Genomic DNA, 22856 nt, shown 5'->3' with positions numbered 1-22856 from the left:
CCCAAAACGCAGTTTGATGGTTACACATGAGCAACCATAGCCGGACCAGAACCGTGCTCCCGCCCTCACGTGCCGGCAGCCTCGATCTGGTCGGCGGGGAACTGGCATGGGATTTCACCAACACGTCCTCGGCGCGCGGCTTGCCGGCCCACCAGGAGCACTTGAGGGATTTCGACACGCTGATGCAGTGGGTCGAGCACGCCCGCATAATGCCGCCCTCCGACTGCGCCCACATACGTTCCACGCTGTCAGGCCATCCGCGTCGGGCGCGCCGCATCTTCGAACGCGCGATCGAGTTGCGCGAGCTGATCTGGACGATCGGCACCGCGCTCGCCGAGCAACGTCCGGTCTCGGCCAGACTGCTCGACCTGCTCTCAGCCGCGCACGCTGCGAATCTGCGCCACGCCGAGATGCGGATGCGTCTCGGCAGCTACATCTGGGTCTTTGATCCGCGTCGCGACATCGAAGCGGCGATCCTGGGTCCGATCACGCTGTCGGCCCTGACACTGCTCATGGAAAAGGACCTCTTGCGCACCAGGCGCTGCGCAGGCCAGGAATGCGGCTGGCTATTCTTCGACACCACCAAGAACAACGTCCGCCGCTGGTGCGAAATGCGCGTCTGCGGCAATCGTGCCAAGGTGCGGGCCGCCCGCGACAGGCAGAGACGCACGCCGCGGCAAGATTGAATGATCTCCCGTCATAAACGCGCGGCACCCGCATCAGACCAGTGAGGACATCAGCGAGGAACGCGACGAGTACGCCATCTGGGAGATCGTTGACCGAGAGTTCGCAGGGGAGGAATTTCGCTGCCCGACGTGCGATCTATCCCTCTACAGCAGCGCCGAGATCGCCGCTGCCGGGCTGGACACGGGCTACAGGATCGACAAGAGCGAGAGATGGAGTACGAGTCCTGATTACGGGAATGACTAACTCTCGCGACCTTTGCTCGCTAGACCCCGCGCCGCAAGCATAGCGTTCTGCACAGTCGGTGCGGAACAGGTGGACAAGCCGCAGCCCTGCCGATTGCGAATCCCTGCCCCGTGCTAACCGCCCGGAACGAGCACCGGGTCGTAAGGATTCGCCCCCGGCAGGAGCCAACGCGATGCTGATGACCAAGGAACGACGGCCCGCCATAAGGACCCTTCGTGGATGGGCCATTTCCGTGCTGCAGCAAGCCAGCGCTGTCCGCGAGTGCGAAGAGCACGGTTGGATGCAGGACCGGGCCGACCCGCACGCCCGTGAACGCGCTTTTGAGATCGCCAGGCAGGATCCGCCGACCGGGTGCTCGCCGACCGACGCCGCCGAGGAAGTCCGGGACGTACTGGATTCGATCGGCGACACCTGTCCGGAATGTCTGGGCGGATAGCGGCCCTGTGATGGGCCTATTCCCTCGCGCGGCGCACCGCATCCTTGAGCTTCTCCCTCCGGGCTTCCCAGCGCCTGTCCTCCGCCTCGATCCGCTTCTCGAGATCACGCCGCTCGGCTTCGAGGTTTCGCGACCGTTCGTCATGCTCCCGCTGGGCAGCGTCCAGCGCCGCCTGCGCTTTGGTGACTAGCTTCTCGCGCTTGGCCTGCTCCTTCTCCCGAGCCGCCTCCTCCTTGCGGCGCTGAGCATCCCGGCGCTTCTCTTCGCGCTCGAACTCCGCAGCGGCCTTGCGCGACTCCTCGACGCTGATCTCCCGTCGCTTCGTCGAATGACGGACCTTCTACGGCGCTCTCGGCTCACCGTCTAGATCGGGAAGTTCGGCATGCTCGGCGAAGCGTCCGTTAGATCCCACCGGGCGCTTCAGGACCACGCCCGGCTTCGCCATAGTCGCGGCGATGACCTCGGGATCATCGGTTGCTCTGGCGGCCCGTTGATGAAAGAGATTGCCGCCGGCGCCCCAGGCCTCGAGGGCGGCCTTCATCGATGGCGCCGCGATTGCGAGATCGTCGAATCCGAGCGAAGTCTGGTAGGTCCTCAGTTTGCGCGGCATGAAGGCTCAACTGCGAAATGGCGTCATCTTGTGGTACCATGACGCATACGGGGTGTTCTTGTGTGGATCGGCGTGGCTTTTGACCCCCGACCGGCGCCCAAGGTTGACCCCGCCTCTTACGCAGTAAGTGGCTCAATCCATTTCGGATCAAAGCGGTTTGCCGGGGTCAATGTTGGAAGCCGAAAGGGGTCAATATTCGGGGCCGCGACACACCCTAGCGATGGCGCTTTGCACACATGCAAACAAAGCCAACACTGCAATAATACTTCGCATCGAATTTCCCTTTTTACGCATGTGGTCGATTGGCGCATGGTTACGAAACCAAAATCTACTTCCAGGAAGGCCACTCCCATCCGACACTTTTCGAGAAGAGCCAACGGGCATAAAATATCACTTGTCCCGTCGCAGGCTCCTGCACTGATCGTTGCGCCACCATCTCGCTGAAATCGAGAGTTTGCTGCCATGGTCCGATCTTTCGGTTCGGCCGCCGCCGCAATTGTCTCGATCTTTCTCGATTCAGACATAACGCACGCCAGTCCTCATTGCTGAAGAAGCAGTGACGCAAAATAGACATCAAGGCATCGAGTCGAACTCAGCCGGCACCCTACCTGCTCGAAAGAACACAGTCGGCTGGTCGTCGTAGTCGCCCGTCTCGGTATCCGAGCTTGTCGGGAAGGCAACGACGCCTGCCTTGCTCATGGCAAGCCTTTCGGCAGTTGACGCGCACTTTCCTCGCTCCGGCACGCAATTGGCGCATCGGCCTTTAACTGATCGCCTTTCGCAGGGTCAAAGGATTGAACGAGAAAGTGCGTCTGGCGCGACATCGTGACCGCTCTTCAGGACCGTCGTCCATTTTCTACCGACCAGCTATGCATTTCCTGACGCGCAGTCTCGATCCGACCAATTGAGCTCAGATTGACGCACCTGCGATTCGTCACGTTTCGGCTTCATCGGCTGCCGTCGCGGGTGCCTCCGCTTCGTTAGCGCACAGAATCGAGCCGGCGTCATCCGCACCTCATGAAGCACGAATGGCAATCTCGGGTCGCAATCCTTGACCCGGCTTGCTGGTACGCTCGTCAACTCTTTGTCGCTGCGTTTGCGAGTTCCGTTTCGATCCCGGTGGCACAAGCCTTTGCGAACGAGTAATCCATGCTGGTGGATGCCACATTCTTCACGAATTCGCTGACGACGTTCTCTTTGGAATAAGCGCTTGCCGCCTTGAATTTGGCGAGAGCGCCGTCCGCGGCTGTGAACTGAGCGACGCAAAGCGGTACCAGAACGGACATCCGGCCGCTGGTCTCCGCCGTAGTGCGCATGATTCTAGCGCTTTCCCCTGTGACCCAACCGCCCCAGATAAATCCAATCGCCATGGTCGCCACCGCGCCGAAGGCAATCCCCTGAAGGAAGCGGGTCCGTGCCTCGCCTTGCAAGATTGCAGGAGGTTTCATGAAGGTCGCCTTTCTTGAGCGCGCGCAGAGACGCACCTGCGACGCTGGGGCGCTGTGATAAACACAATGTTATGATTGCGCCTTCCGATGGCACGTGAGCTGCTGCTACGACGACGACTGGCGGCGACTTCGGAAGTCGCTACTTCATGGGCAGCTTCGAGGTGAGCATTTTGCTAACCTGTACGCGGACGCTATATGGCTAGCTTGATGGTGTAAAGGGCGTTCTGCTCTGCGGCGGGCTGCGCACGCAGGTTGTCACTCGTGTCGTGAACGCTACTGGAGAGGGATTGCGACCGTTGGCTACTTCCACTGCTCATCGGATAAAGTCCTCGACGATTGGCCCGCTTTGCGAAGCACCATGTGGCATGCCCCGTCACCGCCGGTCAGCGCGACGACCATCCCGACAAAACACTCCTCCGCAGTGTGCAATTCGCGAAGAATAGCGATGGCTCGCTTGTCGCTCATTCGCGGCAGCAACATCACGGTATTAGCACCTGACATTTCGAGCACTGAAAGCTGCTGGTCTCCGGATCAATGCAGGCAAACCCGGCCGGCACATGATCGGCGCGTGTAGCGATGTCCCCCCTCACATAGGCGTAGCCATCCGCCTGTGAGAGACGTGCCACGTCGAGCCTCCCACAACGTGGACACTCAAGGTCTACGGTCCATTCGTCGCGCGTGGTCATTCGCTGCTTTTCGGGACGAAACCACGCGACCCCAGCTCATCGGCCTGGCCAGAATCAATGAATTCCTGGGCCTGCGCCTTGGTGGCGAAGGTGATGAGTCCATTGCCGACTACACCACCCTCAAGCAGTTCGGCCACTGCGTATTTGCCGCCAATGGAGGGGCAAGTCGTCCAGCCGATGCGGTTTTTCATTCGTCGAGTATGCACCCTGGCCGGTCAACATACCAGCCCGAACCTCACCACAATCCGAACTGACCCATCGTCCAAGATTGAGGAATGCTTGGAAGTCGGCTAGCTTGGCAACCATCACCGATCCGACCTGGGCATTTTCCGGTGACAGAGAGACGCTACAGCGCTCCCGCCTTATTCGGGAGCAATTGCATGCGTAGGTACTTTTTCGATCAGCGCGAAGGTGACGAGATGATCCCCGACGAACAGGGGATAGATCTCGTTTCGCTGGAGGCTATGCATCACGAAGCAACCTTGGCGCTGGCACACTTGGCCAAGGATGAAGTTCGACGCTGCACTATCGATGCTCCTGCCCGCCGTCTTGCAATCAACGTTCGTGACGAAGATGGACCGGTCTTACGGGCGACGTTCACCTTCGAGATTAGACGTTTCCAGTGAGGCCCTATATCCGCCTCTCGCTCGGTGCGAGGGGTCGGCCAACGCCCGATGCGGGCAACAGAGCTATCACAGTAATCAAAAGCAGGAGAAACAGTGGGGCGACCACCGGCGGCACAATAAAGTGGACCTACGCGAAGCTATGAAAATGGACGCTCCTCGTCTTTGGCGGGAGCAAACTTAACTCTCAGTGACCGATGGATGCCGACGAATTGGCGGTTATGGGACGTCATGACGCGTCCTTCGGCGGAACAACGAGCGCTTGAGGCGTTCCGCGCCGCGACATCGGACGGTGAGAAAGCGGTGGCTAATGCGGCTGAAAGAGCGCATGGTTGCTTATGGGCGAGCCGACATCGGCGCCCGAGCATTGGTAAAAGGCGGGCGTAAATGAAAACTCGCTCGCGACGGGAAGTGGTCACCTTCAAGCATTCGTTCCAGATCAGAGGTATCGATCACCCTCTCCCTGCCGGACGCTACGAGGTCATCACTGACGAGGAGATGATCGAAGGGCTTTCCTTCGCGTCTTATCGCCGCGTGCGACCATGATGATCGTGCCGGCAGCCTCGCACGGCGCCAGGATGGAGATGTTTTCCATCGGTCCGGTCGATCTGGCGGATGCACAACGGATCGACGCGAGCATGCCAGATGAGTGACGAACCGCTCGATCTCGACAAGCATCGCGGGATGGCGGCGCAGAAGGCGACGGAAATCCGCCGCGCAATGACGGATGTCGAAGGCCGTGCGCGGGAGCTGCGCGAACGGCAAAGCGTGCTGGAAAGCGGACTCATGTCGGTCGCCGCGACCTCTTGGCCGGAAGCCGCCGCCAAGGCACGGTACGTGCTGAATATCTACGCTGCGAGCCTGTTGCCTGACGACACAAGGCATCGCGATCTCGTCGCGGCGATTCTGGCGGATTTTGCCCGGCTCGATGGGCAGGGCTGAGCCGGCTTCGGCCAACGGCAACGGATTAGTCGCATGGCACTTGAACAAGCTTGTTTCACCAGTTTCGAGTACGACCGCATGATCGTCCAGTTCTCGATGCGCGACGGCGCGAAGGTCGTCCCCTGCGCGATCTCGACCTCCGCAATGGATGAGCTGGAAGGCGCGGGACGCGCAGCATCGAGCGAGCGCGAAGCACAGTTCATGCGACTCCGAGCGCGCATTGAAGCCCGCGCCACCGTCAAATACATGGCGGGCGAGTTCGAAGGTGTGCCCGCCGGGATCATCCTAAGAAGCATCGACTTCAGGAAGCAGTAAGGGTCGCAGGCCACCGAGGTCGCGAAACCAAGGGAGACCACGCTTGAAGGGCGACATAGTCAACAGTGATGGCGTGCACGTCGCCGTGGTGATCGATTCCGCTATTTTCGACCTTAAGGGGCGGAAGCTTTACGACCTGAAGGGCAGCAGGATTTATCGGCTCTCCGGTGAACTGGTCGGTCACCTCAACGAAAGCGGCGGCTCCTTAAGACGGCTCGACAAGGCGACGGACAGTTTGTTCTAGCAACTTCAGCACGGAAGCACTGTCGCTAGGAACCGGAATGACACCAGGACGTTCGACGAAGGCGGCGCGAGGTCAAGACTCGTAAGGCCGCGGCCGGTGACGGCGAACGCACCGAGGCCTAAGTCGAAGTCGCGTCTCCCAGTCCCGTCTCATAACTCAGGAATGATGGAGTGCCAGGGATGATCAAAGATCGAGCCTTCCGCCGCCAGGATTCAACCGCCGCGGTGCGAGACAGGGTAGAGATGTCCATCGTCTCGGATGTCGAAGAAATAACGGATCATGGTTGGCTCTCCCGTTCCGTTAGAGGCGGGAGCGCATCGCGTCTCTCAGCCCCCAGCGCCCAAGGACTTCGTGCCGGTGATGTCCTTACAAACGAAACTCTCGCGGGTTCGTTTCTACCGATTGCTCGAAGTCCCGAAACTGGGGGATGTCGGCCCATTCTTCCCATTCCGCCAACTGAGGCGGGTTTACTTCTGTTCGGGACGCAATTCGCGCTTCTGATCTTCGTAATGTTTGGTCAGAAGGGCCATCCCCGCTAAGGTCAGCTCATCGGTTACATTCGGGGACAGCGCTTTTAAATGCGCAATCTTGCCGTCAAGTTCGACGCATTTTTCGCACATGACACGCTCCCAGTCCGTGAAAGGCGGGAGCGCAAACCGGTCTCTCTGCCACCGGCGCCCGGTGTAGTTGTCGGTGATACCGGGATAACAGGGGCCGCCATGGATGCGTTCCTGTAGAATTCGTCTGGCCAGCAAGGGTTTGACCGGAACTCCGTTCACCCATGGAGAACTCCCGGAGACATACCTTGCTTCAATGGGTCATCGGCGGCGGTATCGAACCGATCAAGCGCATATCCTCACTGCGGACAGTGACGGCGCGCCCGGTCTCTCGTGCGATCTTCCGGGCGGCCCTCATGGCGGCATCAAAAACGCGACAAAATGAACAATCTACCAAAGTAGTGCTAGAGCGAGAACTTGGCTTATAAGAACAGTCGCAACGAAGCGTCCGAATTTGTCACCAAACCAGCCTGAGAAGACCGACAAGCAGTCCCGACAGGCTTATCGTGAGCGCAACATCAACAAGGAGGAGCAGCCCTGCAAGAATGCTCCGGTTCAATCTCACCTTATCAATTCCTTGCGGACTGCAGCAGCAGAATTGCCTACCTTGTTCATTACCTGCTGTAGGCGAGCGCGCGTGATGCCGAGTTGGCGGGTCCAATATTTGACCTCATAATCCTCGTCCATGTTGATCTTGCTGCGGTCAGGTTGCCCCGCCTGGTCAGCTTATCCATGTGACGTCCCTATTCGGGCTGCGGAAATTTTCGTAACCTGCGCTGGATAACCGGAAATCGCTCGGCGAGTGGCCCACTACAAGAATGGGCGATCGTTCAATCCACTACGCGATCTCGTCAGTCCAGACCCTAAAGCTAACCAGAGAATTCTGCCCGAATGTCTGGGTAATGGGAACATCAGCGGCGTCGCGCTCGTATGCGATCAAACTGAAGTGCGCTCAATTTGGCTCGGAGATAGCCTCTCGAACCAGTTTGACCAGCGATGGCATCGTGTAGGGTTTTGCCAGCCAGCCTAGCGGAGCGAAGGGCTCGGCTCTCACACGCGTCTCATGATCGTCATGTGCTGTTGCGAATACGCACCTCAAGCCAAGTTCGTAAAACAAGTCTCGCGCGGCATCGATACCATCGCGCGGGCCGGCGAGGCGAACGTCCATAACGACGAGGGCGGGCTGGCGCTGCTTCGCGAATGCAAGGGCCTCTTCGGCCGTGGTAGCGATACCGCTCACGGTAAAACCGGCGTCAATCAACGCGATCTCGGCTTGCATCGCGATGAGGAAGTCGTCTTCAACAATAAGGATTATGCGGCCTTTGCCGTTTTCCTTAGTCGTTTCTTCTTGTTTTCGTGCAATTCTTTCATCGTCTGAACGATCGGATGATGCTGCGGCGGCCAAGGGCGAATAAGCAAAATCCGAATTAGGCATTATGCGCCTCTTCCAGAGGCGAAACGCAGGCTCGCTCGCGAGGGCGTTCTTGTCACCTCGAAATCGGCATGAAGCTGGCGCGCGAGGCCAAACACAAGGCGTAGTCCGGAGGAGCTATGACGGACCTCATTCAGATCGAACCCGGGCCCATCGTCTTGGACATGAAGCTCGAAACGGCCGTCGCGCTCCGCCAGCCCAACCTGCACCGTGTTGTTTGCAGAGTCCTTGACACCATGCTTCGCCGCGTTGGTTACAAGTTCATTCAAGATCAAAGCCAGCGGCATGGCGATGTCATTGGAGAGAACGCCATTTGCCTGGGTTCGAGCGATCTTCACGCCCGCCGGCAACGTCTGTTGTATGGTCTCTACGACGGCACCCAGGAACTGGTCAGGCGAGAAGTTGTTTGCGTCGGTGGTGCCATAGAGGACACGTTGCGCGGCCGCCATCGCCGCGATTCGTCCACTTGCTTCTTCAAGGACATGACGTGCTTCCTCGCTCCTGGCATTTCTGGACGCCGCGGCCAATAGCGATTGCAGAACCTGCATGTTATTCTTGGTGCGATGGTTGAGCTCGTTAAGCAGCAGGCGCTGCTGGGTTTCGGCCTGCTTTCGCTCGCTTAAATCAACCAGCATGTTGATTGCGCCGGTGATCCTTCCGGAGGCGTCTCGCAAAGGAGTGGGAAACGGTATAAACGGCACGCGCGTGCCATCGGGCCGCTCCGCGACGGCTTCCGCGCCGCGAATTGGTCGACCTTCTCTCAACGCGATCGCCATCGGACACTGATCATGAGGCAGGGGCGTACCATCCGGATTGTAGAGCTTCCACGTCACGCACCATTCGTCACTGCCGAGGATCGGGGTTCGACCGGCGAATTCGACCGCGGTCTGGTTAAAATAGGTGATCTTGCCTTCCGCGTCCGTTGTGTAGATCGCGGCCGGAATCGCCGCGAGGAGTTCCTGCAGCCGCCGCTCGCTTTCCTGCAAGCGTGATTCGGCAAGTTTACGCTCTGTGATATCGCGCGCGATCTTCGACGCGCCGACGATGCGGCCGGAGCGATCCCGTATGGGAGATATGGTCAAGGAGATGTCGATCAGGCTGCCATCCTTGCGCTTGCGCACGGTTTCGTAGTGTTGAACACGATCGCCAGCTCTGATCTTCGCTAGAATTTCTGGCTCCTCGTCCTGCCGGTCGGTAGGTATAAGCATGGTAATCGACTGCCCTAAAGCTTCGTCCTTGCGATAGCCGAACAATCGCTCGGCGCCGTCGTTCCAGGACTGAATGACCCCGTCGAGGTTTTTGCTGACGATCGCATCGTCGGAAGATTCGACGATGGCTGCGAGTTGTTGCGCGTCGCGCTCGGCGGTCCTGCGCGTTTCCTCCCCCGCCAGTCGCGAGAGGCTGAAACCGAGGAGTCGAGCCAACGCAAGCGAGGCGGCGATTTCCGGCTCGCTGAAGCAGTGTGGCACACGATGATACGCCATGAACTTGCCGGTCAACCGGCCGTCCTGCATAATCGGAATGAAGGCGGCTGAACCGATGCCTTCGGCGATGATTGATTGCTTCAATTCGTCGGAGAACTTGGCGCTCTCGATATCCTCAACGCAGACTGGGTGCGGATCGGTTTCATCCGGCGTCCATGGGGAATGCCCTTCGACCGCGCGCCGGTATGGTTCAGAGAGTCCGCGCCACGCGACGAAGCGCATGACGCCGGCCTCATCGAACAACAGAATGGATGCTCGATCGCACCCCAAAGCTCGGGTGATAGCGGCAAGCGCAGCTTCATGGACTTGTGCGGCCGACGTACAGTGCTGGAGTCGCTCCGAAAATGCAAACAGCGCGGCCTGTTCCTCCATCCGCCGGGCGAGCGCCTGCTCCGCACGCTTGCGGTCAGTGATATCGTGCTGGACGCGAACCGCGTAAAGGAACTTTCCTGCGGCATCGCGGATGCTCGAGGACGTCACCGACGCCCAGAAATGGCCGCCATCCTTGCGGTAGATGCGCTTCTCGATGGTGTATCGCTCCACCTCACCCGCAAGCTGACGATGGAATTGATCGCGATCTTCGGACACGTCCTCGGGAAGCGTCTCCTGAAAAATCGTTCTTCCAAGAAGCTCGGAAGCCGTATAGCCCGTCAATTGGCAAAGCTGCTGATTCACCCGTAGCATTCGGCCATCCTGGTCGATCTCGACGATGCCGGCTCCGACATGCTCATAGGTTGCGGCAAGGCGGTCGTCTCTGGCTCGCAGCCCATCATCCGGGTGCGCATCAGGAAGCTCCAGCTGACCGCCACCAAGGCGCTCATGGAAGCAATTGATGGCGCCGGCCGTGTTGCCCTCTTCGTCGACGATCGGCGCGATATGCACGATGGCCCAGATGTGAGATCCGTCGGGTCTTTCTACGCGGCTCTCGACTCCGCGGATGGGGATACCCGTCCGTAGCACTTCTGCCATGGGAGTCTGTTCGCGCGAAATGGGGCGTCCATCGGAGACCGGTTTGTATGAACCGCAAAAGAGCTCGCTGTCGTCGCCAATGCGCGGTAAGCGGCCCCACAGTTCTACAGCGCGCGAGTTGAACCAGAGGATGCGGCCTTGCATGTCGCAAGCGTAAATAGCAATTGGGAGTTGCTCGACAAACTCCGCTGAGGGGTTTCGCCAGACGATGGAAGCGAGGGATGTAATGTCGCGAATCGGATGTCTCGTCTGATCCTGGATATTCATACGCCTGATCCTACAGACCCAAAGAGATTGCTTTGCTTGGATTATGCCCTGGTGCCGATTGGCGCCATCGACAGCTTTGTGAATCGAGCGAACATTTCCTAAATGTTGGAACCGGAAAAGGTTCCACTGATAGGCAATTTTCGACCCCAGCCGACTGCACTTTGGAGGGCAGGCGAGCGGCGGGCCAAAGCTAATCCATGAAATCTCGAGGTATTAGCCAAGGTCACGTAATGGCTCTCTGCTCCCGAACCCCCCGGTCACTGTCGATCTGAAATGCATCGTGTAACGGTCGATTACGGCGGTGCATCGCCATCGCACTGATAAGCGCGCCCCGTTGAAAAACGAATAGAAGGTCTCGGGGTTGGAACGCAGGCATTCGCCAACGGTTGGCTTGCGAAACAAATTCAGGAGGTAACGCCATGGACTGGAATCGGGTTGAAGGTAATTGGAAGCAGGTGAAGGGCAAAGTAAAGGAGCAATGGGGCAAGCTGACCGACGACGACATCGACGTTATCAATGGCAAGCAGGATCAGCTCGAAGGCCGACTCCAGCAGCGGTATGGTTACGCCAAGGACCAGGCGCAGAAGGAGATCAACGACTGGTACGATCGCCAGAAGTGGTGAGCCTTGGCGAGCTTGCCGGCTGAACGCTCAACCGCGAGGCTCGTTAACTGGCATGCCGTCTCACGCAGCGGCGTGTCGAGAGAGCCACATATTATGGAGGCCGCCATGCCCCGAGGCGACAAGTCGAGTTACACCGACAAACAGAAGCGTCAGGCTGAACATATCGAGGAGGGGTACGAGGACCGCGGGGTTCCCGAGAAGGAAGCAGAGCGCCGCGCTTGGGCGACCGTGAACAAGGAGACCCATGGCGGCAAGAAGAGCGGCTCAGGCCGCGGCGCGCCCGAAGACCACTCCGCCTCTCGAAAGGGAGGACATCTGGGCGGTGCCGCATCAGCGAGCCGCCCGGCGGCAGAACGATCGCGATCCGCCAAAAAAGCCGCTCAGACGCTAAAGAGACGCGCGGGTTGAGCAGGATGCTAAGGCAAGCAGGGCGCGGATAAGGCGCTTCTTGCGGGAACGGCGCCTGGTGAGTGAGTTACTCATCTTGCACCATTGGCTAACGGTTATCCGGTCCACAAAGGTCATGGCACTTCATGAGCCCCTCGGAGCAGACCGCGGTGGACGCCAGCAGGATACATTTTGTCAGAGTGAGGACCGACGACCGGACGTAGCAGTTGTGGGCCGCGGCAGCGCCGCGCAACGAGGCGGTCGACCGTGTCCTCGATGCCATCCCCGAAGGGTGGACCGCGCGTCTTTTAGAGGAGCAGTTAAAGCCACCGCCCGACGCCATATCGAATATGGTACCGGGTGAAGTACGAAAGCTAGGCGAAACGAAGGACTGGTCTGATCTGAATTAAAAGGCATCGCATGGCAAACATCCGCATTTGCACAAAACTCTGTTGTTAGTCGGAGATTGTGATGCCAAATACTCCGGCATTGCGTGCATGTCATTCTCCGTCTGCTAGCTTGCTACCCAGAACTAGCTATCCTGCGACGGCTTGGCGCTCCCCACCCTCTCGGTTCAGCGCGCGGGCGAGGGTTTCTGCAAGCTCTCCAACCTCAAAGGGCTTGCCCATCGTCTGTGCCTTACTGATGCTGGCAAGCTGCGCTCGATCGGCATAGCCGGTCACGAATACGATCGGCAGCTTTGGATAGCGCCTCAGCACCCGATGCGCGACTTCGGCGCCACTCATGCCGGGCATGGCGAAATCCAATAGGAGTAGTTCGATTTTCTGGGATTCCAGAATATCAAAGGCGGCCCCGGCGCTGCCGACTTCTACTACGTCGTAGTCAAGCTCGTACAGCATGTCAGCGGTCACTTGTCGTACCGCATCATCGTCATCGACGAGAAGAATGCGCGCCTGCACACCAGGGCTGAGCGCTCGCCCCTCTGCAACGATGTCGTTCTGCGGAACGAGTGTTGAGCGCGGCAGGAAGATACGGATCGTGGTGCCGTTATTTTCAGCCGTATCGATGCGCACGCCGCCGTTCGATTGCATCGCGAACCCCAATACCTGGCTCAGACCGAGCCCCGAGCCCTTTCCAATCTCCTTGGTCGTGAAGAAGGGTTCAAAAACACGCGCGCGGACGCTTGGGCTCATACCAGATCCAGTATCAGATACACATATTTCTACATATTCGCCTGCGGCCGGCTCTTCGGGAGCCATGGGTTCACCAAGAGAGGCGTTGCTGGTAGAGACCTTCAAAAGGCCTCCAACACCCATCGCATCTCGGGCATTAATCGCCAGATTAAGCACGGCGAGTTCAAGCTGGGTAGGGTCGACCAACGCATGCCAAAGTCCGTCCTCGAGTGAGGTCTCGATGCGGATGCTGCCTCCCATCGTGCTCTGCAGGAGATCGCGCATGCCTGCAATAGCACTGTTAAGATCGAGAACTTTTGGCTCGAGGTGCTGGCGTCGGGAAAAGCTCAGCAATTGGTCGGTGAGTTTCGCGCCGCGTTCAGCTGCGGCTCGCATGAACTGCAGTCGTTGAGACAGCTTGCCGTCGATGCCTCGCACGGCGAAATCCTTTTCCATGAAGGAAATGTTGCCCAAAACAACGGTCAGCAAATTGTTGAAATCGTGTGCCACGCCCGAGGTCAGTTGCCCAACGGCTTCCAGACGCTGCATCTGGCGCAACGTGCTCTCGACACGTTCACGCTCCTCCATTTGGGCCAGCAGCTGCCGGTTCGCCGCCGCGAGTTCGTGAGTCCGTTCCTGGACCCGCAATTCAAGTTCCTCATTGAGCCTGCGGCACTCGTACTGGCGGCGCCGGCCACGCAAATGCGTACGGACTACGCTGATCAGCGTGGTTGGATGAAACGGGCGCTCAAGAAAACTAACGCTGCCAAGCGCCTCCGTAAGCCGTGCAGCCTGGGGGTTTCGTTCCAATCCGCCGCCGTGCCCTGTAAGCACGATGAACGGAAAATCCGACCAGGCCGGCTGTTGATTGACCCAGCTCGACAGGAGCCGCACGTCAACGTCGCGCAGCGATTCCTCGGTGAGGATGGCCAGTTCACAGCCTAACTCAATGCGGGAGAGGAGATCAGGAAAGGAATTGCAGATGTCTGCACGAAGATGGGCCTCGCGCAGAATACCTTGCGCGATCGCGGCGTCTCGTCCGCGCGGTGCAAGTATAAGGGTGCGCTCACCCGTCTTTGACAAATCCGCTTTACTCACGGGTTCTCCATCAGCGGCGCCTTGCTGCCAAGATAAGTCGGGATCCCGCGCAAGACACCCTGAAACTCGACGAGGGGTTGGCCTACGGTGATGCCTTGCTCGCCAATCGTAAATTCGCGTATCGTGTCCTCGTGGGAGCCGGTGCGCTTTTTGATCACAGAGATGGCGCGGCGCACCCGGCCCATCGCCTCAAAATAACGGAGCATGAGGACGGTGTCGGCAAGATAGGTCACGTCCACGGGCTGCCTCATGTCACCCATCATGCCATGCTGCGCGACGGTGAGTAGCGTCGCAGCACCCCGCCGGTTGAGGTATTGAAGCAATTCATGCAGGTGGAGAATAAGAAATTGCTCCTCCGGCATTGATGCCTGATAGCCATTTAGGCTATCGACGGCAACGGTGCGAATGTTTTCCTGATCCACGCATCGACGAACCCGGTGGCTGAACTCGCCTGGCGACAATTCGGCGGCATCGAGTTGCTCGATGAACAGCTTTCCCTCACCTTTCATGGCTTCGAGATCGATGCCGAGGCTCTTGGCGCGAGACAGCAAAAGACCAAGCTCCTCATCGAAAACGAAAAGAGCTGCTCGCTCGCCGCGACGGACGCTCGCTGCAAGGTACTGAAGGGTGAGCAGCGACTTCCCGGTTCCGGCCGGTCCAATAATCAGCGTGCTCGAACCGGCGGTCAGGCCGCCGCCAAGCAGTGCGTCCAGCTCGGCAATGCCGCTCTTCAGAACGGAGCCCGAAAAACCGACCCGGTGTTCTGCGGCGACCAACCGCGGAAATACCTGCACGCCACCAGCGCCGATTATGAAATCATGATAGCCGCCGCGAAAGCTTTGGCCTCTGCATTTTGCCACCCGCAACCTCCGCCGCTCGGCCCCGTAGTTCGGCGCGAGTTGATCGAGGTGGATTACGCTATGCGCAATGGAGTGCACGGCGCGATCGGTACTTTCGGTGGTGAGATCGTCGAGCGTGATAACCGTGGATTTGTTGCGGGCGAAGTAATGTTTTAGCCCGAGAATTTGGCGACGGTACCTCAACGAGCTTTGAGCAAGTAACCGGATTTCCGACAGACTGTCGATAACAATGCGCTGGGGCCTGTGCTGTTCGATTGCGGAGAAGATACGTTCAACCGTCTCACCGAGTTCAAGATCGGACGAGTAGAGCAGACTTTGATGCTGGTCTGGATCGAGCACACTTTCCGGGGGCACCAACTCGCAGATTGTCACCCGCTTATCGATTGACCAGCCATGCGACGCTGCTCCCGCCCGCAATTCCTCTTCGGTTTCTGCAAGGCTCACGTAAAGGCCAGTCTCCCCAGAGCGTGCTCCAGCCAGAAGGAATTGCAGGGCGATGGTCGTTTTTCCGGTGCCCGGCGTGCCTTCCAACAAATGCAGCCGGTTCTGGGCAAGGCCCCCTTCAAGGATGTCATCAAGGCCGTCGATTCCTGTTGCGGAGCGCGGCAGAGTTTGGCGTGCTGAAATCATTGGTTAGCGTGAAAATGGGTCTAGGCACTTCGCTTAACGCTCTGGCAGTATTGCCGGTTCCTTTACCGGCTGGTCGGGGACCGCATGCTAATGAACTTCGGAAATGCAATTAAATCTGAAATGGTTGGCTCGCTGGTGAAGGGAAACGCGCTAGGGGCTTTACTCGGTCTCCTGCGCCAACCTTGCCCACTCTTCGGCAAGCTCCAGCCAACAGTCTTTGAAGGGGCTCACGGTTGCTCGAGCCATTTGATGGCATAACTCAGCTTGCAAACGGTAGTGCTCCGCTAGAACCGCGGAGGGAGTCACTTCAGATAGGCGCAGTCTCGTCGCCGAGGGTGCCTTTCGGGGCGATCGCATCATTGCTGAATGTTTTGATTAGCGCCCATTGGCACGCATGCTGGGGCTGAGGCCAGTCCGCGACGAGTCTGAGCCTAAGACCTGTTGTCGCTTCTTCTTGTCCTCAAGCCACTCCACGTACTGAACTTTGTAGGCCTTGGTGCCGCCTGGCGCCTCGACCAGCACGGTTGCTCCCTTGGTCTTGCCGATCAATGCCCTGCCAATGGGTGACGTTACAGAAATCCTTCCTTTACTCGCATCGGCTTCCGGCTCGCCGACGATCTGCCAAGTTCGTTTCTCCCCGGTATCTTCGTCGATCAGCGTCACGGTGGCGCCAAATTTAATCGTGTCGCCGGAGAGCTTGGATACGTCGACGATTTCGGCCAGCGCTAGCTTGTCTTCCAACTCGGCGATCCTGGCCTCATTGACGTTCTGCTCCACTTGCGCAGCCTGATATTCCGAGTTCTCAACCAGGTTGGCGTCGTCGGCGATCGCCTGCTGAATTCGCTGAATCAGACGAGGTCGTTCGATTCTGATGCGGCCCTTCAGTTCATCTTCAAGGGCGGCGTGACCTGCAGCCGTCATAGGAAACCTTGTCATCGCATCACCAATCTGCCCCACCGAGTCTGCTTCAGAATTTTATGGCCAAAGGGAATGCAGACGCCAACAGCCCTTCAAAGGTTGACAGCCGTTCACGAAGGCGTTTCTCCACAATCTCTCGCTCAGCTTCAGCGAGCTCAGTTTGGAGCAGCCTGCGATAGCGCCAGATTTCGTTACGAACGGATCTGATCTCACTGATGCTGTCATCAATGGTAGCCATCACCGAACCGATCCCACTGACCCTCAAGACCTGTCAGCTCCGCAGTTCTTCAGCGAGCCGCCGCTCTATGAAGGTGCGTTCAACATCGGTCAATTGCGTGTTCAGGAGCTTTCGGTATCGTCGCACGTTTGCGTCGCGCGTCCATCGCGAATGATTTGCTGTGCGCGGCGCTGGCATTGGCCGATGCCGCCTCGTCGCTGCATGCCTTCCGAACACACGCTGCGGTTCGACGGGCGCCGTGCAATCAAGCGTGCTGAGACGAGGCAGCCGCATGGCCAATGCCCCACGTGGCGGCGGATCGTCCTCGTCGTCAAGCTGCTTCAGCGCCGCCAGGATGTCGTCCAGATGCAGCCGGTGCGGGATTCCGGGGACTTCGCGAAGCGCGGGGCGCGATTCGACGACATACATATCCGATGCCCAGGACGACAAGATGACTCGCTTCTCGTCGGTCGACAGCTTGACATCGCTCAAGACATCGTCAGGTGAATTGTAATGAGATACCGGGTGGAAAAAGGGGCCAACATTGTTGGCGGTACGATTGGCCTGGCTCATGTTGTGTCTCCTATTGCTCCTTTCGTCGAGAGACAGGTTGATTTGAGAGGATCTCAAAGGCGGCGGCATTGTGCCGCCGCCTTCGGTTCTCAGTTGGTGTTGATCGCGATACGCTTGACGTTGCGGTTTGACTGCTCAGACTTCGGAAGTGTTACCGTGAGCACGCCGTTCTTGAAGTCCGCTTGCGCCTTGTCTTCTTCGACGCCCTCCAGCGAAATCTGGCGTTCGAACGAACCGTAGTAGCGTTCGCTAACGAATTTGGAGTCGTCGCTGCGCTCGGCCTTTTTCTCGCCGCGGATCGAAAGAACGCCATTGGCGATCTCGACCTCGACGTCCTTTTCGCTGAGACCCGGAAGTTCGGCGGAAACCGTCACCGCCTTGTCAGTTTCACTGAGTTCGAGCCGAGGCCAGGTGAATTGGCCCTCCATCAAGGGATTGCCAAGACGACCTAGCGAGCCGAACCCGCGAAAGGCGTCGTCGAAAAGCCGGTTCATCTCGCGATGAAGCGTGAGAAATGGATCGAAAGGCTCTCGACGGGTGGGGAGCTGCTGACCTTTCGTCCACGGAACAAGATCACGAATAGCCATGATATCCTCCTTGACATGAAGCTAGTCGACGCGCGGACGGACAATTTGCGGCCCGCGCGACGAGATCAGGCGAAAGGCGGGCTAAGCTGCCTTCTGCGTGATTTGCCCGGCTGAGGCACCGCCGCCGATGGCGATGCGCCGGGGCTTCATGGCCTCGGGGATTTCCCGGACGAGCTCGATCCGGAGCAAGCCGTCGTCGAACGTGGCAGTCTTCACCTGCACGTAGTCAGCAAGGTTGAATTGCCGCTTGAACGGCCGAGCCGAGATGCCCTGGTAGAGATATTCGTGCTGGTCCTTGCTGCCCTTGCGGCCTTCCACGGTGAGCACGTTCTGCTCGGCCGTCACCGCGATCTCATTAGGGCCGAATCCAGCCAGAGCCAGTGAGATTTGATAGCGATCTTCGCCAAGCCGTTCGATGTTATAGGGCGGGTAATTATCCTCGGTCCTCTGCTGAGTTTCGTCGAGGAGATCGAAAAGGCGATCGAAGCCGATGGTCGAACGCCACAGGGGAGCGAAATCGTGAGTCCTCATAGCCAAGTCCTCCTGAGAGCAAGATGGATACGAAGGAGCGCAAGACACCAGGGTCTGGCGCCCTGTTCAGTTCACCGGACCCAAAGCTGGCGCCCGGCACCGCTTCAAGCGGCAAAAAACGACTTAGAAGAAGGGGAATCAATTTCAAGGGCATCCCGAAAATTTTTGCGGCGATTTTTCTTCGGCTAATTTTGCGTTGCAGCGTATGTAGCGATGCTTCAAACCGGGCTTCGGCCTCGCTGACCAAGTGCATCGGCCGGCGTTGTTCTTCCATCAGTAGGCCGGGATTGTCGAACAGTTGTTTTGCAATGCAAACTAGCTAGCCCGGCGCTCGCTCGAGATCAGGAAACTACGAATCGGGTCGCCTGCTGGCGGGCAAGACCATCCGGATGGGGAAGACGATCCTGATAGAGTTTGCAATGCCAATACGAGCAAGAAAGCTTTCAGCGCAATGCGCTTTCGCGTCATCAGACGCGGCGGCCAGCAGTCGCCAGTGAAGCCGGTTTCGCCCACTCAGGGCTTTAATGCAACCCAAGGGCATGGCGCCATTCTCGGCGCCAATGCCGAGGTCATCGAGCCGAAATTCCGAAGCCACGCAGCCTTACGATTGCAGGCCGCGCTAACTCACCTGAATCTTGCGCGGCTTGGCCTGCTCCGCCTTGGGCAGCACAATCGTAACCACGCCATCTTTCATTTGGGCGCTGATCTTGCTCTGGTCGACCTTGTTGGAAATCTGAAAGCTTCGCGCGTAGTGACCTACGTTGTATTCGGTGTAGACGGGCTGCATCCCCTCATATTTCGAGAAATCAATCCGACCTTCAATAGTGACGACGTCGTCCTCGACGCTCGCCTCGATGCTGTTACGGTCGACGCCCGGCATCTCCAGCACAACCGTCAGCGCTTCGGGGGTCTCAAATATGTCCGTCACCGGCACGAATGCCCGTCCCGGCGTGGTGCCCTCAGTTTTCTTCTCGACTTCGCGCTTTTGCTGGACCTGTAGTTCCTGGGACTCTGCCATGGTAGCCTCCCTTAGCTTACCTTGATGGAACGCGGCTTGTCGGCCTCTGCCCGTGGTATGAACAGCGCGAGGATGCCGTCGCGACATTCAGCCCTGATTCGATCAGGTTCGATCCGAATCGGCACCGATAACGTTCGGTCAAATACGCCACTGATACGCTCGCGACGATGGAGGCTCGCCTGCTCTCCATAGGCGATCGTCTTTTTGCCCCGGATACGAATGGTATTTTCCTTCGCTTCGATTTCCAGATCGTTTTTGTCGACACCTGGCAGCTCGACGACCGCGACAAGGTCGTCGTCCTTCTGGAATATATTGATTGGCGGGAAACTGCCGATTGCAGCGGTTCCACGTCCGATCCAGTCGCTTGCGACGCGTGCGTCGAGTGCGCGCTGTAGAGCCAGCAGCGCTTCAAATGGGTCACTAAAGTTTGCGAACATCTATTCCTCCATTGACGGCCTTAAAGGGCAAGCACAAGACTGCTATTTGACCAAGCAACGTGGACAGCAAGTCGCTGCCCGCATTGCTGATGAAGCAGCAATCAACTCAATGTCGACGAAGGCAGATCCTGAGGCGATTTCGGGACACCCCAGGGCGTGATGCTCGGGGACATGAGCGTATCGATCCTCAATGCCGGCGCCGATGCCTTCCAGTTCATCCAAGGCATCGAATCGAGATATCGGATTGGTGGCAAACGCAGCATGTCGCCAGCTCTCGCCCTATCCCGGTCCGGCGAACTCTCAGTTCCCCAAGCTGCCAGCGACGGCAGCATCAAGGCCGATGCAAGCAATGCCGTCATCAGACGTTGCACGATGCGACTGTCGGCTTGATCTTTCTCCGCACGAGCGGAGCCAATGGTTTGATCTTTGATCATCTCATCCTCCTATCGTTCGAAAACTTACCCATGCGATGGTTGCAAAGCCTTGGGGTCAGCACGAGCCAATTCAGGCAGCCCCACTCTTGCGCAACAGAGCTTCGATCTGGGTGCTATTTTGGATCCTCGTCCCTCGTTGTGTTGGCGATCTCCTTGCTTAGAGATGGACCGAGCGCCCGGCCGTCGGACGGCCGGGCGCAAGTCTTGTCAGAAGTCCATCGGCGGCGCGGCGGCCGCGTGAGCCTCGGATTTCTTTGGCTTGTCGGCGACCAACGCTTCCGTGGTGATCAATAGAGCGGCGATCGAGGCTGCGTCCTGCAACGCCGTACGGACAACCTTTGCGGGGTCAATCACCCCGGCCTTGACCAGATCCTGATATTCACCAGTCGCAGCATTGAAGCCCCAGTTGTAGCTGGCGTTCTCAAGCAGCTTGCCGACCACTAGCGAGCCGTCCTCGCCGGCGTTCTGGACAATCTGGCGCGCCGGTACCTGGATCGCCCGGCGCACGATGTCGACGCCGGCCTTCTGGTCCGCGTTCGCCGTCCTGACGCCATCGAGCGCCTTGAGCGCGCGGAGCAGCGCGACGCCACCGCCGGGGAGGATGCCTTCCTCGACTGCAGCGCGCGTGGCATGGAGCGCGTCGTCAACGCGGTCCTTCTTCTCCTTGACCTCGACCTCGGTGGCGCCGCCGACGCGGATCACCGCAACGCCGCCAGCGAGTTTCGCGAGCCGCTCCTGCAGCTTCTCGCGGTCATAGTCCGAGGTGGTTTCTTCGATCTGCCCCTTGATCTGGGCGACGCGGGCTCCGATGTCCTTCTTGGCACCAGCCCCGTCGACAATGGTGGTGTTCTCCTTGTCGATGACCACTTTCTTGGCGCGCCCGAGCATGTTGAGCGTGACATTCTCGAGCTTGATCCCGAGATCCTCGGAGATCGCGGTACCACCGGTAAGTGTGGCGATGTCTTCGAGCATGGCCTTGCGGCGATCGCCGAAGCCCGGCGCCTTCACCGCAGCGATCTTCAGGCCACCGCGCAGCTTGTTGACGACAAGCGTTGCCAGTGCTTCGCCCTCGACGTCCTCCGCGATGATCAAAAGCGGCTTGCCGGTTTGCACGACAGCCTCCAGCAGAGGAAGCATGGTTTGCAGCCCGGACAGTTTCTTCTCGTGGATCAGGATATAGGGGTCTTCGAGCTCGACCTTCATCTTTTCGGCGTTGGTGACGAAATAGGGCGATACATAGCCGCGGTCGAACTGCATGCCTTCGACCACTTCGAGCTCGGTATTGAGGCTTTTGGCCTCCTCGACCGTAATGACGCCCTCGTTGCCAACCTTCTGCATTGCATCGGCAAGGAAACGGCCGATCTCCGTGTCGCCATTGGCCGAGATCGTCCCGATCTGCGCGATCTCGTCATTGGACGTGACCTTCTTGGCATGCGCCTTCAAGTCGCTAACAATTGCCTCCACTGCGAGATCGATACCGCGCTTGAGGTCCATCGGATTCATGCCGGCGGCAACCGATTTCGTGCCTTCCTTGACGATGGCCTGCGCCAGCACGGTGGCCGTCGTGGTACCGTCGCCGGCCAGATCGTTGGTCTTGGACGCCACCTCGCGCACCATCTGGGCGCCCATGTTTTCGAACTTGTCTTCCAGCTCGATTTCCTTGGCGACGGTGACGCCGTCCTTGGTGATGCGTGGTGCGCCGAACGACTTTTCGATCACCACGTTGCGTCCCTTGGGACCGAGCGTGACCTTCACCGCATTCGCCAGTGTATCCACTCCCCGCAGCATGCGCTCGCGGGCCTCGGTCGAAAACTTCACGTCCTTGGCAGCCATGTTCAAGATCTCCTTTCCTTTATGACTGTCAGTTTTTCAGCGGGGTCAGGCGGCCTTCTTCAACTTGCCGCTTTGTTCGACGATGCCCAGGAGATCGCTCTCCTTCATGATCAGGAGATCCTGGCCATCGATTTTCACCTCGGTGCCCGACCATTTGCCGAACAAGACCCGGTCGCCGGTCTTCACATCGAGCGGGACCAATTGACCTTGCTCATTCCGCGCGCCCGGACCAGCAGCGATGATCTCGCCTTCCTGCGGCTTCTCCTTTGCGGTATCGGGAATGATGATGCCGCCGGCAGTCTTCTCCTCGGCATCGATGCGGCGCACGAGCACACGGTCGTGCAACGGACGGAAATGCATGCACATCCTCCTTAACAGTCTAGCGATGTCATTTAACCGGGGCCGGTAACCAGCCCCCGGCGGAAAAACGACCTAGGAACCGAAAAAATCCAATTCAAGAGGGGCGGCTAAAATTTTTGGCACTCCCAACAAAGGACTGCCAATGCGCTCTTGAACAGCTTGCCGCGGCGACCCAACCGGACGCACGACAATCCTTGTAAAATATTGTTATTAAATGAGAAATTTCGCTTGTCTTGGTTGGCGGTCCGAATCGGTGCGGGGCGATCTCTGCTGC

Annotated in this window: 25 protein-coding genes and 4 pseudogenes; 9 read left to right on the top strand and 20 right to left on the bottom strand. The window is 58.6% G+C overall.

The window, feature by feature from the left end; genetic code table 11:
• The first annotated feature begins 26 nt into the window (after positions 1-26).
• Both ACWAT4_RS08330 and ACWAT4_RS08325 read left to right on the top strand, forming a co-directional pair.
• On the top strand, positions 27-686 hold the full coding sequence (locus ACWAT4_RS08330; protein WP_449730313.1) for a CGNR zinc finger domain-containing protein: 660 nt from the start codon (positions 27-29) through the stop codon (positions 684-686).
• Between the two features lie 416 nt (positions 687-1102).
• A complete protein-coding gene (locus tag ACWAT4_RS08325) occupies positions 1103-1366 on the top strand; it encodes a hypothetical protein (RefSeq protein WP_449730312.1) in 264 nt (87 codons plus the stop codon).
• A gap of 16 nt (positions 1367-1382) precedes the next feature.
• Here the strand turns inward: ACWAT4_RS08325 and ACWAT4_RS08320 are convergent.
• From ACWAT4_RS08320 to ACWAT4_RS08310, 3 genes and pseudogenes are all read right to left on the bottom strand, one after another.
• Positions 1383-1976: pseudogene (locus ACWAT4_RS08320) on the bottom strand (cell envelope biogenesis protein TolA).
• 1076 nt (positions 1977-3052) lie between these two features.
• Positions 3053-3424 carry a hypothetical protein gene (locus ACWAT4_RS08315; protein ID WP_449730311.1) on the bottom strand — a complete coding sequence of 124 codons (372 nt, stop codon included), beginning with the start codon at positions 3422-3424 and terminating at the stop codon, positions 3053-3055.
• 682 nt (positions 3425-4106) lie between these two features.
• Positions 4107-4301, bottom strand: a complete 195-nt coding sequence (locus tag ACWAT4_RS08310) for a hypothetical protein (RefSeq protein WP_253592948.1) — start codon at positions 4299-4301, stop codon at positions 4107-4109.
• A gap of 189 nt (positions 4302-4490) precedes the next feature.
• Here ACWAT4_RS08310 and ACWAT4_RS08305 point away from each other — a divergent pair, with 189 nt between their 5' ends.
• The 5 genes and pseudogenes from ACWAT4_RS08305 (at position 4491) to ACWAT4_RS08285 (ending at position 6234) form a co-directional block, all read left to right on the top strand.
• Positions 4491-4736 carry a DUF6894 family protein gene (locus ACWAT4_RS08305; protein WP_253592951.1) on the top strand — a complete coding sequence of 82 codons (246 nt, stop codon included), beginning with the start codon at positions 4491-4493 and terminating at the stop codon, positions 4734-4736.
• A gap of 384 nt (positions 4737-5120) precedes the next feature.
• Positions 5121-5386 (top strand): annotated as a pseudogene (locus ACWAT4_RS08300) (hypothetical protein).
• The gene (locus ACWAT4_RS08295) at positions 5379-5675 is read left to right on the top strand and encodes a hypothetical protein (RefSeq protein WP_449730310.1); all 297 of its coding nucleotides are present in this window, start codon (positions 5379-5381) and stop codon (positions 5673-5675) included. The pseudogene ACWAT4_RS08300 and the gene ACWAT4_RS08295 overlap by 8 nt, the downstream one beginning before the upstream one ends.
• A 33-nt stretch (positions 5676-5708) precedes the next feature.
• Positions 5709-5990: a DUF1488 family protein gene (locus tag ACWAT4_RS08290; protein WP_449730309.1), complete on the top strand. Its 282-nt coding sequence runs from the start codon at positions 5709-5711 to the stop codon at positions 5988-5990.
• 43 nt (positions 5991-6033) lie between these two features.
• Positions 6034-6234 carry a hypothetical protein gene (locus ACWAT4_RS08285; RefSeq protein WP_449730308.1) on the top strand — a complete coding sequence of 67 codons (201 nt, stop codon included), beginning with the start codon at positions 6034-6036 and terminating at the stop codon, positions 6232-6234.
• Between the two features lie 467 nt (positions 6235-6701).
• Here ACWAT4_RS08285 and ACWAT4_RS08280 read toward each other — a convergent pair whose 3' ends face one another.
• The 5 genes and pseudogenes from ACWAT4_RS08280 to ACWAT4_RS08260 all read right to left on the bottom strand — a co-directional run bounded on the left by ACWAT4_RS08280 (position 6702) and on the right by ACWAT4_RS08260 (position 10943).
• Complete coding sequence (locus ACWAT4_RS08280; RefSeq protein ID WP_449730307.1) at positions 6702-7013, bottom strand: hypothetical protein; 312 nt, start codon at positions 7011-7013, stop codon at positions 6702-6704.
• Between the two features lie 339 nt (positions 7014-7352).
• Positions 7353-7478 (bottom strand): DUF3606 domain-containing protein, encoded by a 126-nt coding sequence (locus ACWAT4_RS08275; protein ID WP_449730306.1) that lies wholly within the window; start codon positions 7476-7478, stop codon positions 7353-7355.
• A 151-nt stretch (positions 7479-7629) separates the two neighbouring features.
• A pseudogene (locus ACWAT4_RS08270) lies at positions 7630-7731 on the bottom strand (transglutaminase family protein); the annotation flags it as partial.
• A gap of 12 nt (positions 7732-7743) precedes the next feature.
• Positions 7744-8226, bottom strand: coding sequence for a response regulator (locus ACWAT4_RS08265; RefSeq protein ID WP_449730305.1), 483 nt, complete (start codon positions 8224-8226; stop codon positions 7744-7746).
• Positions 8226-10943, bottom strand: a complete 2718-nt coding sequence (locus ACWAT4_RS08260; RefSeq protein WP_449730304.1) for a PAS domain S-box protein — start codon at positions 10941-10943, stop codon at positions 8226-8228. Before ACWAT4_RS08260 ends, ACWAT4_RS08265 begins: the two co-directional genes overlap by 1 nt.
• Before the next feature lie 419 nt (positions 10944-11362).
• Between ACWAT4_RS08260 and ACWAT4_RS08255 the strand changes: the two genes are divergently transcribed.
• Both ACWAT4_RS08255 and ACWAT4_RS08250 read left to right on the top strand, forming a co-directional pair.
• Positions 11363-11566, top strand: a complete 204-nt coding sequence (locus tag ACWAT4_RS08255) for a CsbD family protein (protein WP_212298437.1) — start codon at positions 11363-11365, stop codon at positions 11564-11566.
• Between the two features lie 105 nt (positions 11567-11671).
• A complete protein-coding gene (locus ACWAT4_RS08250) occupies positions 11672-11974 on the top strand; it encodes a plasmid stabilization protein (RefSeq protein ID WP_449730303.1) in 303 nt (100 codons plus the stop codon).
• 515 nt (positions 11975-12489) lie between these two features.
• Here ACWAT4_RS08250 and ACWAT4_RS08245 read toward each other — a convergent pair.
• The 12 genes and pseudogenes from ACWAT4_RS08245 to groES form a co-directional block, all read right to left on the bottom strand.
• Positions 12490-14184, bottom strand: a complete 1695-nt coding sequence (locus ACWAT4_RS08245; RefSeq protein WP_449730302.1) for a response regulator — start codon at positions 14182-14184, stop codon at positions 12490-12492.
• A complete protein-coding gene (locus ACWAT4_RS08240; protein WP_449731183.1) occupies positions 14181-15671 on the bottom strand; it encodes an ATPase domain-containing protein in 1491 nt (496 codons plus the stop codon). The genes ACWAT4_RS08245 and ACWAT4_RS08240 overlap by 4 nt, the downstream gene beginning before the upstream one ends.
• 468 nt (positions 15672-16139) lie before the next feature.
• Positions 16140-16610, bottom strand: a pseudogene (gene greA / locus ACWAT4_RS08235) (transcription elongation factor GreA); the annotation flags it as partial.
• A gap of 31 nt (positions 16611-16641) precedes the next feature.
• Positions 16642-16830: a hypothetical protein gene (locus ACWAT4_RS08230; protein WP_449730301.1), complete on the bottom strand. Its 189-nt coding sequence runs from the start codon at positions 16828-16830 to the stop codon at positions 16642-16644.
• A gap of 33 nt (positions 16831-16863) precedes the next feature.
• Complete coding sequence (locus ACWAT4_RS08225; protein ID WP_449730300.1) at positions 16864-17382, bottom strand: hypothetical protein; 519 nt, start codon at positions 17380-17382, stop codon at positions 16864-16866.
• 89 nt (positions 17383-17471) lie between these two features.
• Positions 17472-17969, bottom strand: a complete 498-nt coding sequence (locus ACWAT4_RS08220; protein ID WP_449730299.1) for an Hsp20/alpha crystallin family protein — start codon at positions 17967-17969, stop codon at positions 17472-17474.
• An 81-nt stretch (positions 17970-18050) separates the two neighbouring features.
• Positions 18051-18500, bottom strand: coding sequence for an Hsp20 family protein (locus ACWAT4_RS08215; RefSeq protein ID WP_449730298.1), 450 nt, complete (start codon positions 18498-18500; stop codon positions 18051-18053).
• Positions 18501-19119: 619 nt separating this feature from the next.
• Positions 19120-19518, bottom strand: a complete 399-nt coding sequence (locus tag ACWAT4_RS08210) for an Hsp20/alpha crystallin family protein (protein ID WP_172648795.1) — start codon at positions 19516-19518, stop codon at positions 19120-19122.
• An 11-nt stretch (positions 19519-19529) separates the two neighbouring features.
• Entirely contained in the window at positions 19530-19955 is a 426-nt protein-coding gene (locus ACWAT4_RS08205; RefSeq protein ID WP_449730297.1) for an Hsp20/alpha crystallin family protein, read from the bottom strand.
• Between the two features lie 101 nt (positions 19956-20056).
• A complete protein-coding gene (locus ACWAT4_RS08200; RefSeq protein WP_449730296.1) occupies positions 20057-20389 on the bottom strand; it encodes a hypothetical protein in 333 nt (110 codons plus the stop codon).
• A 207-nt stretch (positions 20390-20596) separates the two neighbouring features.
• Positions 20597-22222 carry a chaperonin GroEL gene (groL, locus tag ACWAT4_RS08195; RefSeq protein WP_449730295.1) on the bottom strand — a complete coding sequence of 542 codons (1626 nt, stop codon included), beginning with the start codon at positions 22220-22222 and terminating at the stop codon, positions 20597-20599.
• Positions 22223-22267: 45 nt separating this feature from the next.
• Positions 22268-22582, bottom strand: a complete 315-nt coding sequence (groES, locus tag ACWAT4_RS08190; RefSeq protein ID WP_449730294.1) for a co-chaperone GroES — start codon at positions 22580-22582, stop codon at positions 22268-22270.
• Between the last annotated feature and the right edge of the window lie 274 nt (positions 22583-22856).

The organism is Bradyrhizobium sp. T-1, from assembly GCF_053592855.1.
Note: the sequence above shows the minus strand (reverse complement) of the source record. Positions and strands in the feature narration are given on the sequence as shown.

Bases quoted from the DNA above. Each gene is read 5' to 3' on its own strand.
- ACWAT4_RS08330 (WP_449730313.1), top strand. From the start codon at position 27: ATGAGCAACCATAGCCGGACCAGAACCGTGCTCCCGCCCTCACGTGCC.
- ACWAT4_RS08325 (WP_449730312.1), top strand. From the start codon at position 1,103: ATGCTGATGACCAAGGAACGACGGCCCGCCATAAGGACCCTTCGTGGA.
- ACWAT4_RS08315 (WP_449730311.1), bottom strand. From the start codon at position 3,424: ATGAAACCTCCTGCAATCTTGCAAGGCGAGGCACGGACCCGCTTCCTT.
- ACWAT4_RS08310 (WP_253592948.1), bottom strand. From the start codon at position 4,301: ATGAAAAACCGCATCGGCTGGACGACTTGCCCCTCCATTGGCGGCAAA.
- ACWAT4_RS08305 (WP_253592951.1), top strand. From the start codon at position 4,491: ATGCGTAGGTACTTTTTCGATCAGCGCGAAGGTGACGAGATGATCCCC.
- ACWAT4_RS08295 (WP_449730310.1), top strand. From the start codon at position 5,379: ATGAGTGACGAACCGCTCGATCTCGACAAGCATCGCGGGATGGCGGCG.
- ACWAT4_RS08290 (WP_449730309.1), top strand. From the start codon at position 5,709: ATGGCACTTGAACAAGCTTGTTTCACCAGTTTCGAGTACGACCGCATG.
- ACWAT4_RS08275 (WP_449730306.1), bottom strand. From the start codon at position 7,478: ATGGACGAGGATTATGAGGTCAAATATTGGACCCGCCAACTCGGCATC.
- ACWAT4_RS08265 (WP_449730305.1), bottom strand. From the start codon at position 8,226: ATGCCTAATTCGGATTTTGCTTATTCGCCCTTGGCCGCCGCAGCATCA.
- ACWAT4_RS08260 (WP_449730304.1), bottom strand. From the start codon at position 10,943: ATGAATATCCAGGATCAGACGAGACATCCGATTCGCGACATTACATCC.
- ACWAT4_RS08255 (WP_212298437.1), top strand. From the start codon at position 11,363: ATGGACTGGAATCGGGTTGAAGGTAATTGGAAGCAGGTGAAGGGCAAA.
- ACWAT4_RS08250 (WP_449730303.1), top strand. From the start codon at position 11,672: ATGCCCCGAGGCGACAAGTCGAGTTACACCGACAAACAGAAGCGTCAG.
- ACWAT4_RS08230 (WP_449730301.1), bottom strand. From the start codon at position 16,830: ATGGCTACCATTGATGACAGCATCAGTGAGATCAGATCCGTTCGTAAC.
- ACWAT4_RS08225 (WP_449730300.1), bottom strand. From the start codon at position 17,382: ATGAGCCAGGCCAATCGTACCGCCAACAATGTTGGCCCCTTTTTCCAC.
- ACWAT4_RS08220 (WP_449730299.1), bottom strand. From the start codon at position 17,969: ATGGCTATTCGTGATCTTGTTCCGTGGACGAAAGGTCAGCAGCTCCCC.
- ACWAT4_RS08215 (WP_449730298.1), bottom strand. From the start codon at position 18,500: ATGAGGACTCACGATTTCGCTCCCCTGTGGCGTTCGACCATCGGCTTC.
- ACWAT4_RS08210 (WP_172648795.1), bottom strand. From the start codon at position 19,518: ATGGCAGAGTCCCAGGAACTACAGGTCCAGCAAAAGCGCGAAGTCGAG.
- ACWAT4_RS08205 (WP_449730297.1), bottom strand. From the start codon at position 19,955: ATGTTCGCAAACTTTAGTGACCCATTTGAAGCGCTGCTGGCTCTACAG.
- ACWAT4_RS08200 (WP_449730296.1), bottom strand. From the start codon at position 20,389: ATGATCAAAGATCAAACCATTGGCTCCGCTCGTGCGGAGAAAGATCAA.
- groL (WP_449730295.1), bottom strand. From the start codon at position 22,222: ATGGCTGCCAAGGACGTGAAGTTTTCGACCGAGGCCCGCGAGCGCATG.
- groES (WP_449730294.1), bottom strand. From the start codon at position 22,582: ATGCATTTCCGTCCGTTGCACGACCGTGTGCTCGTGCGCCGCATCGAT.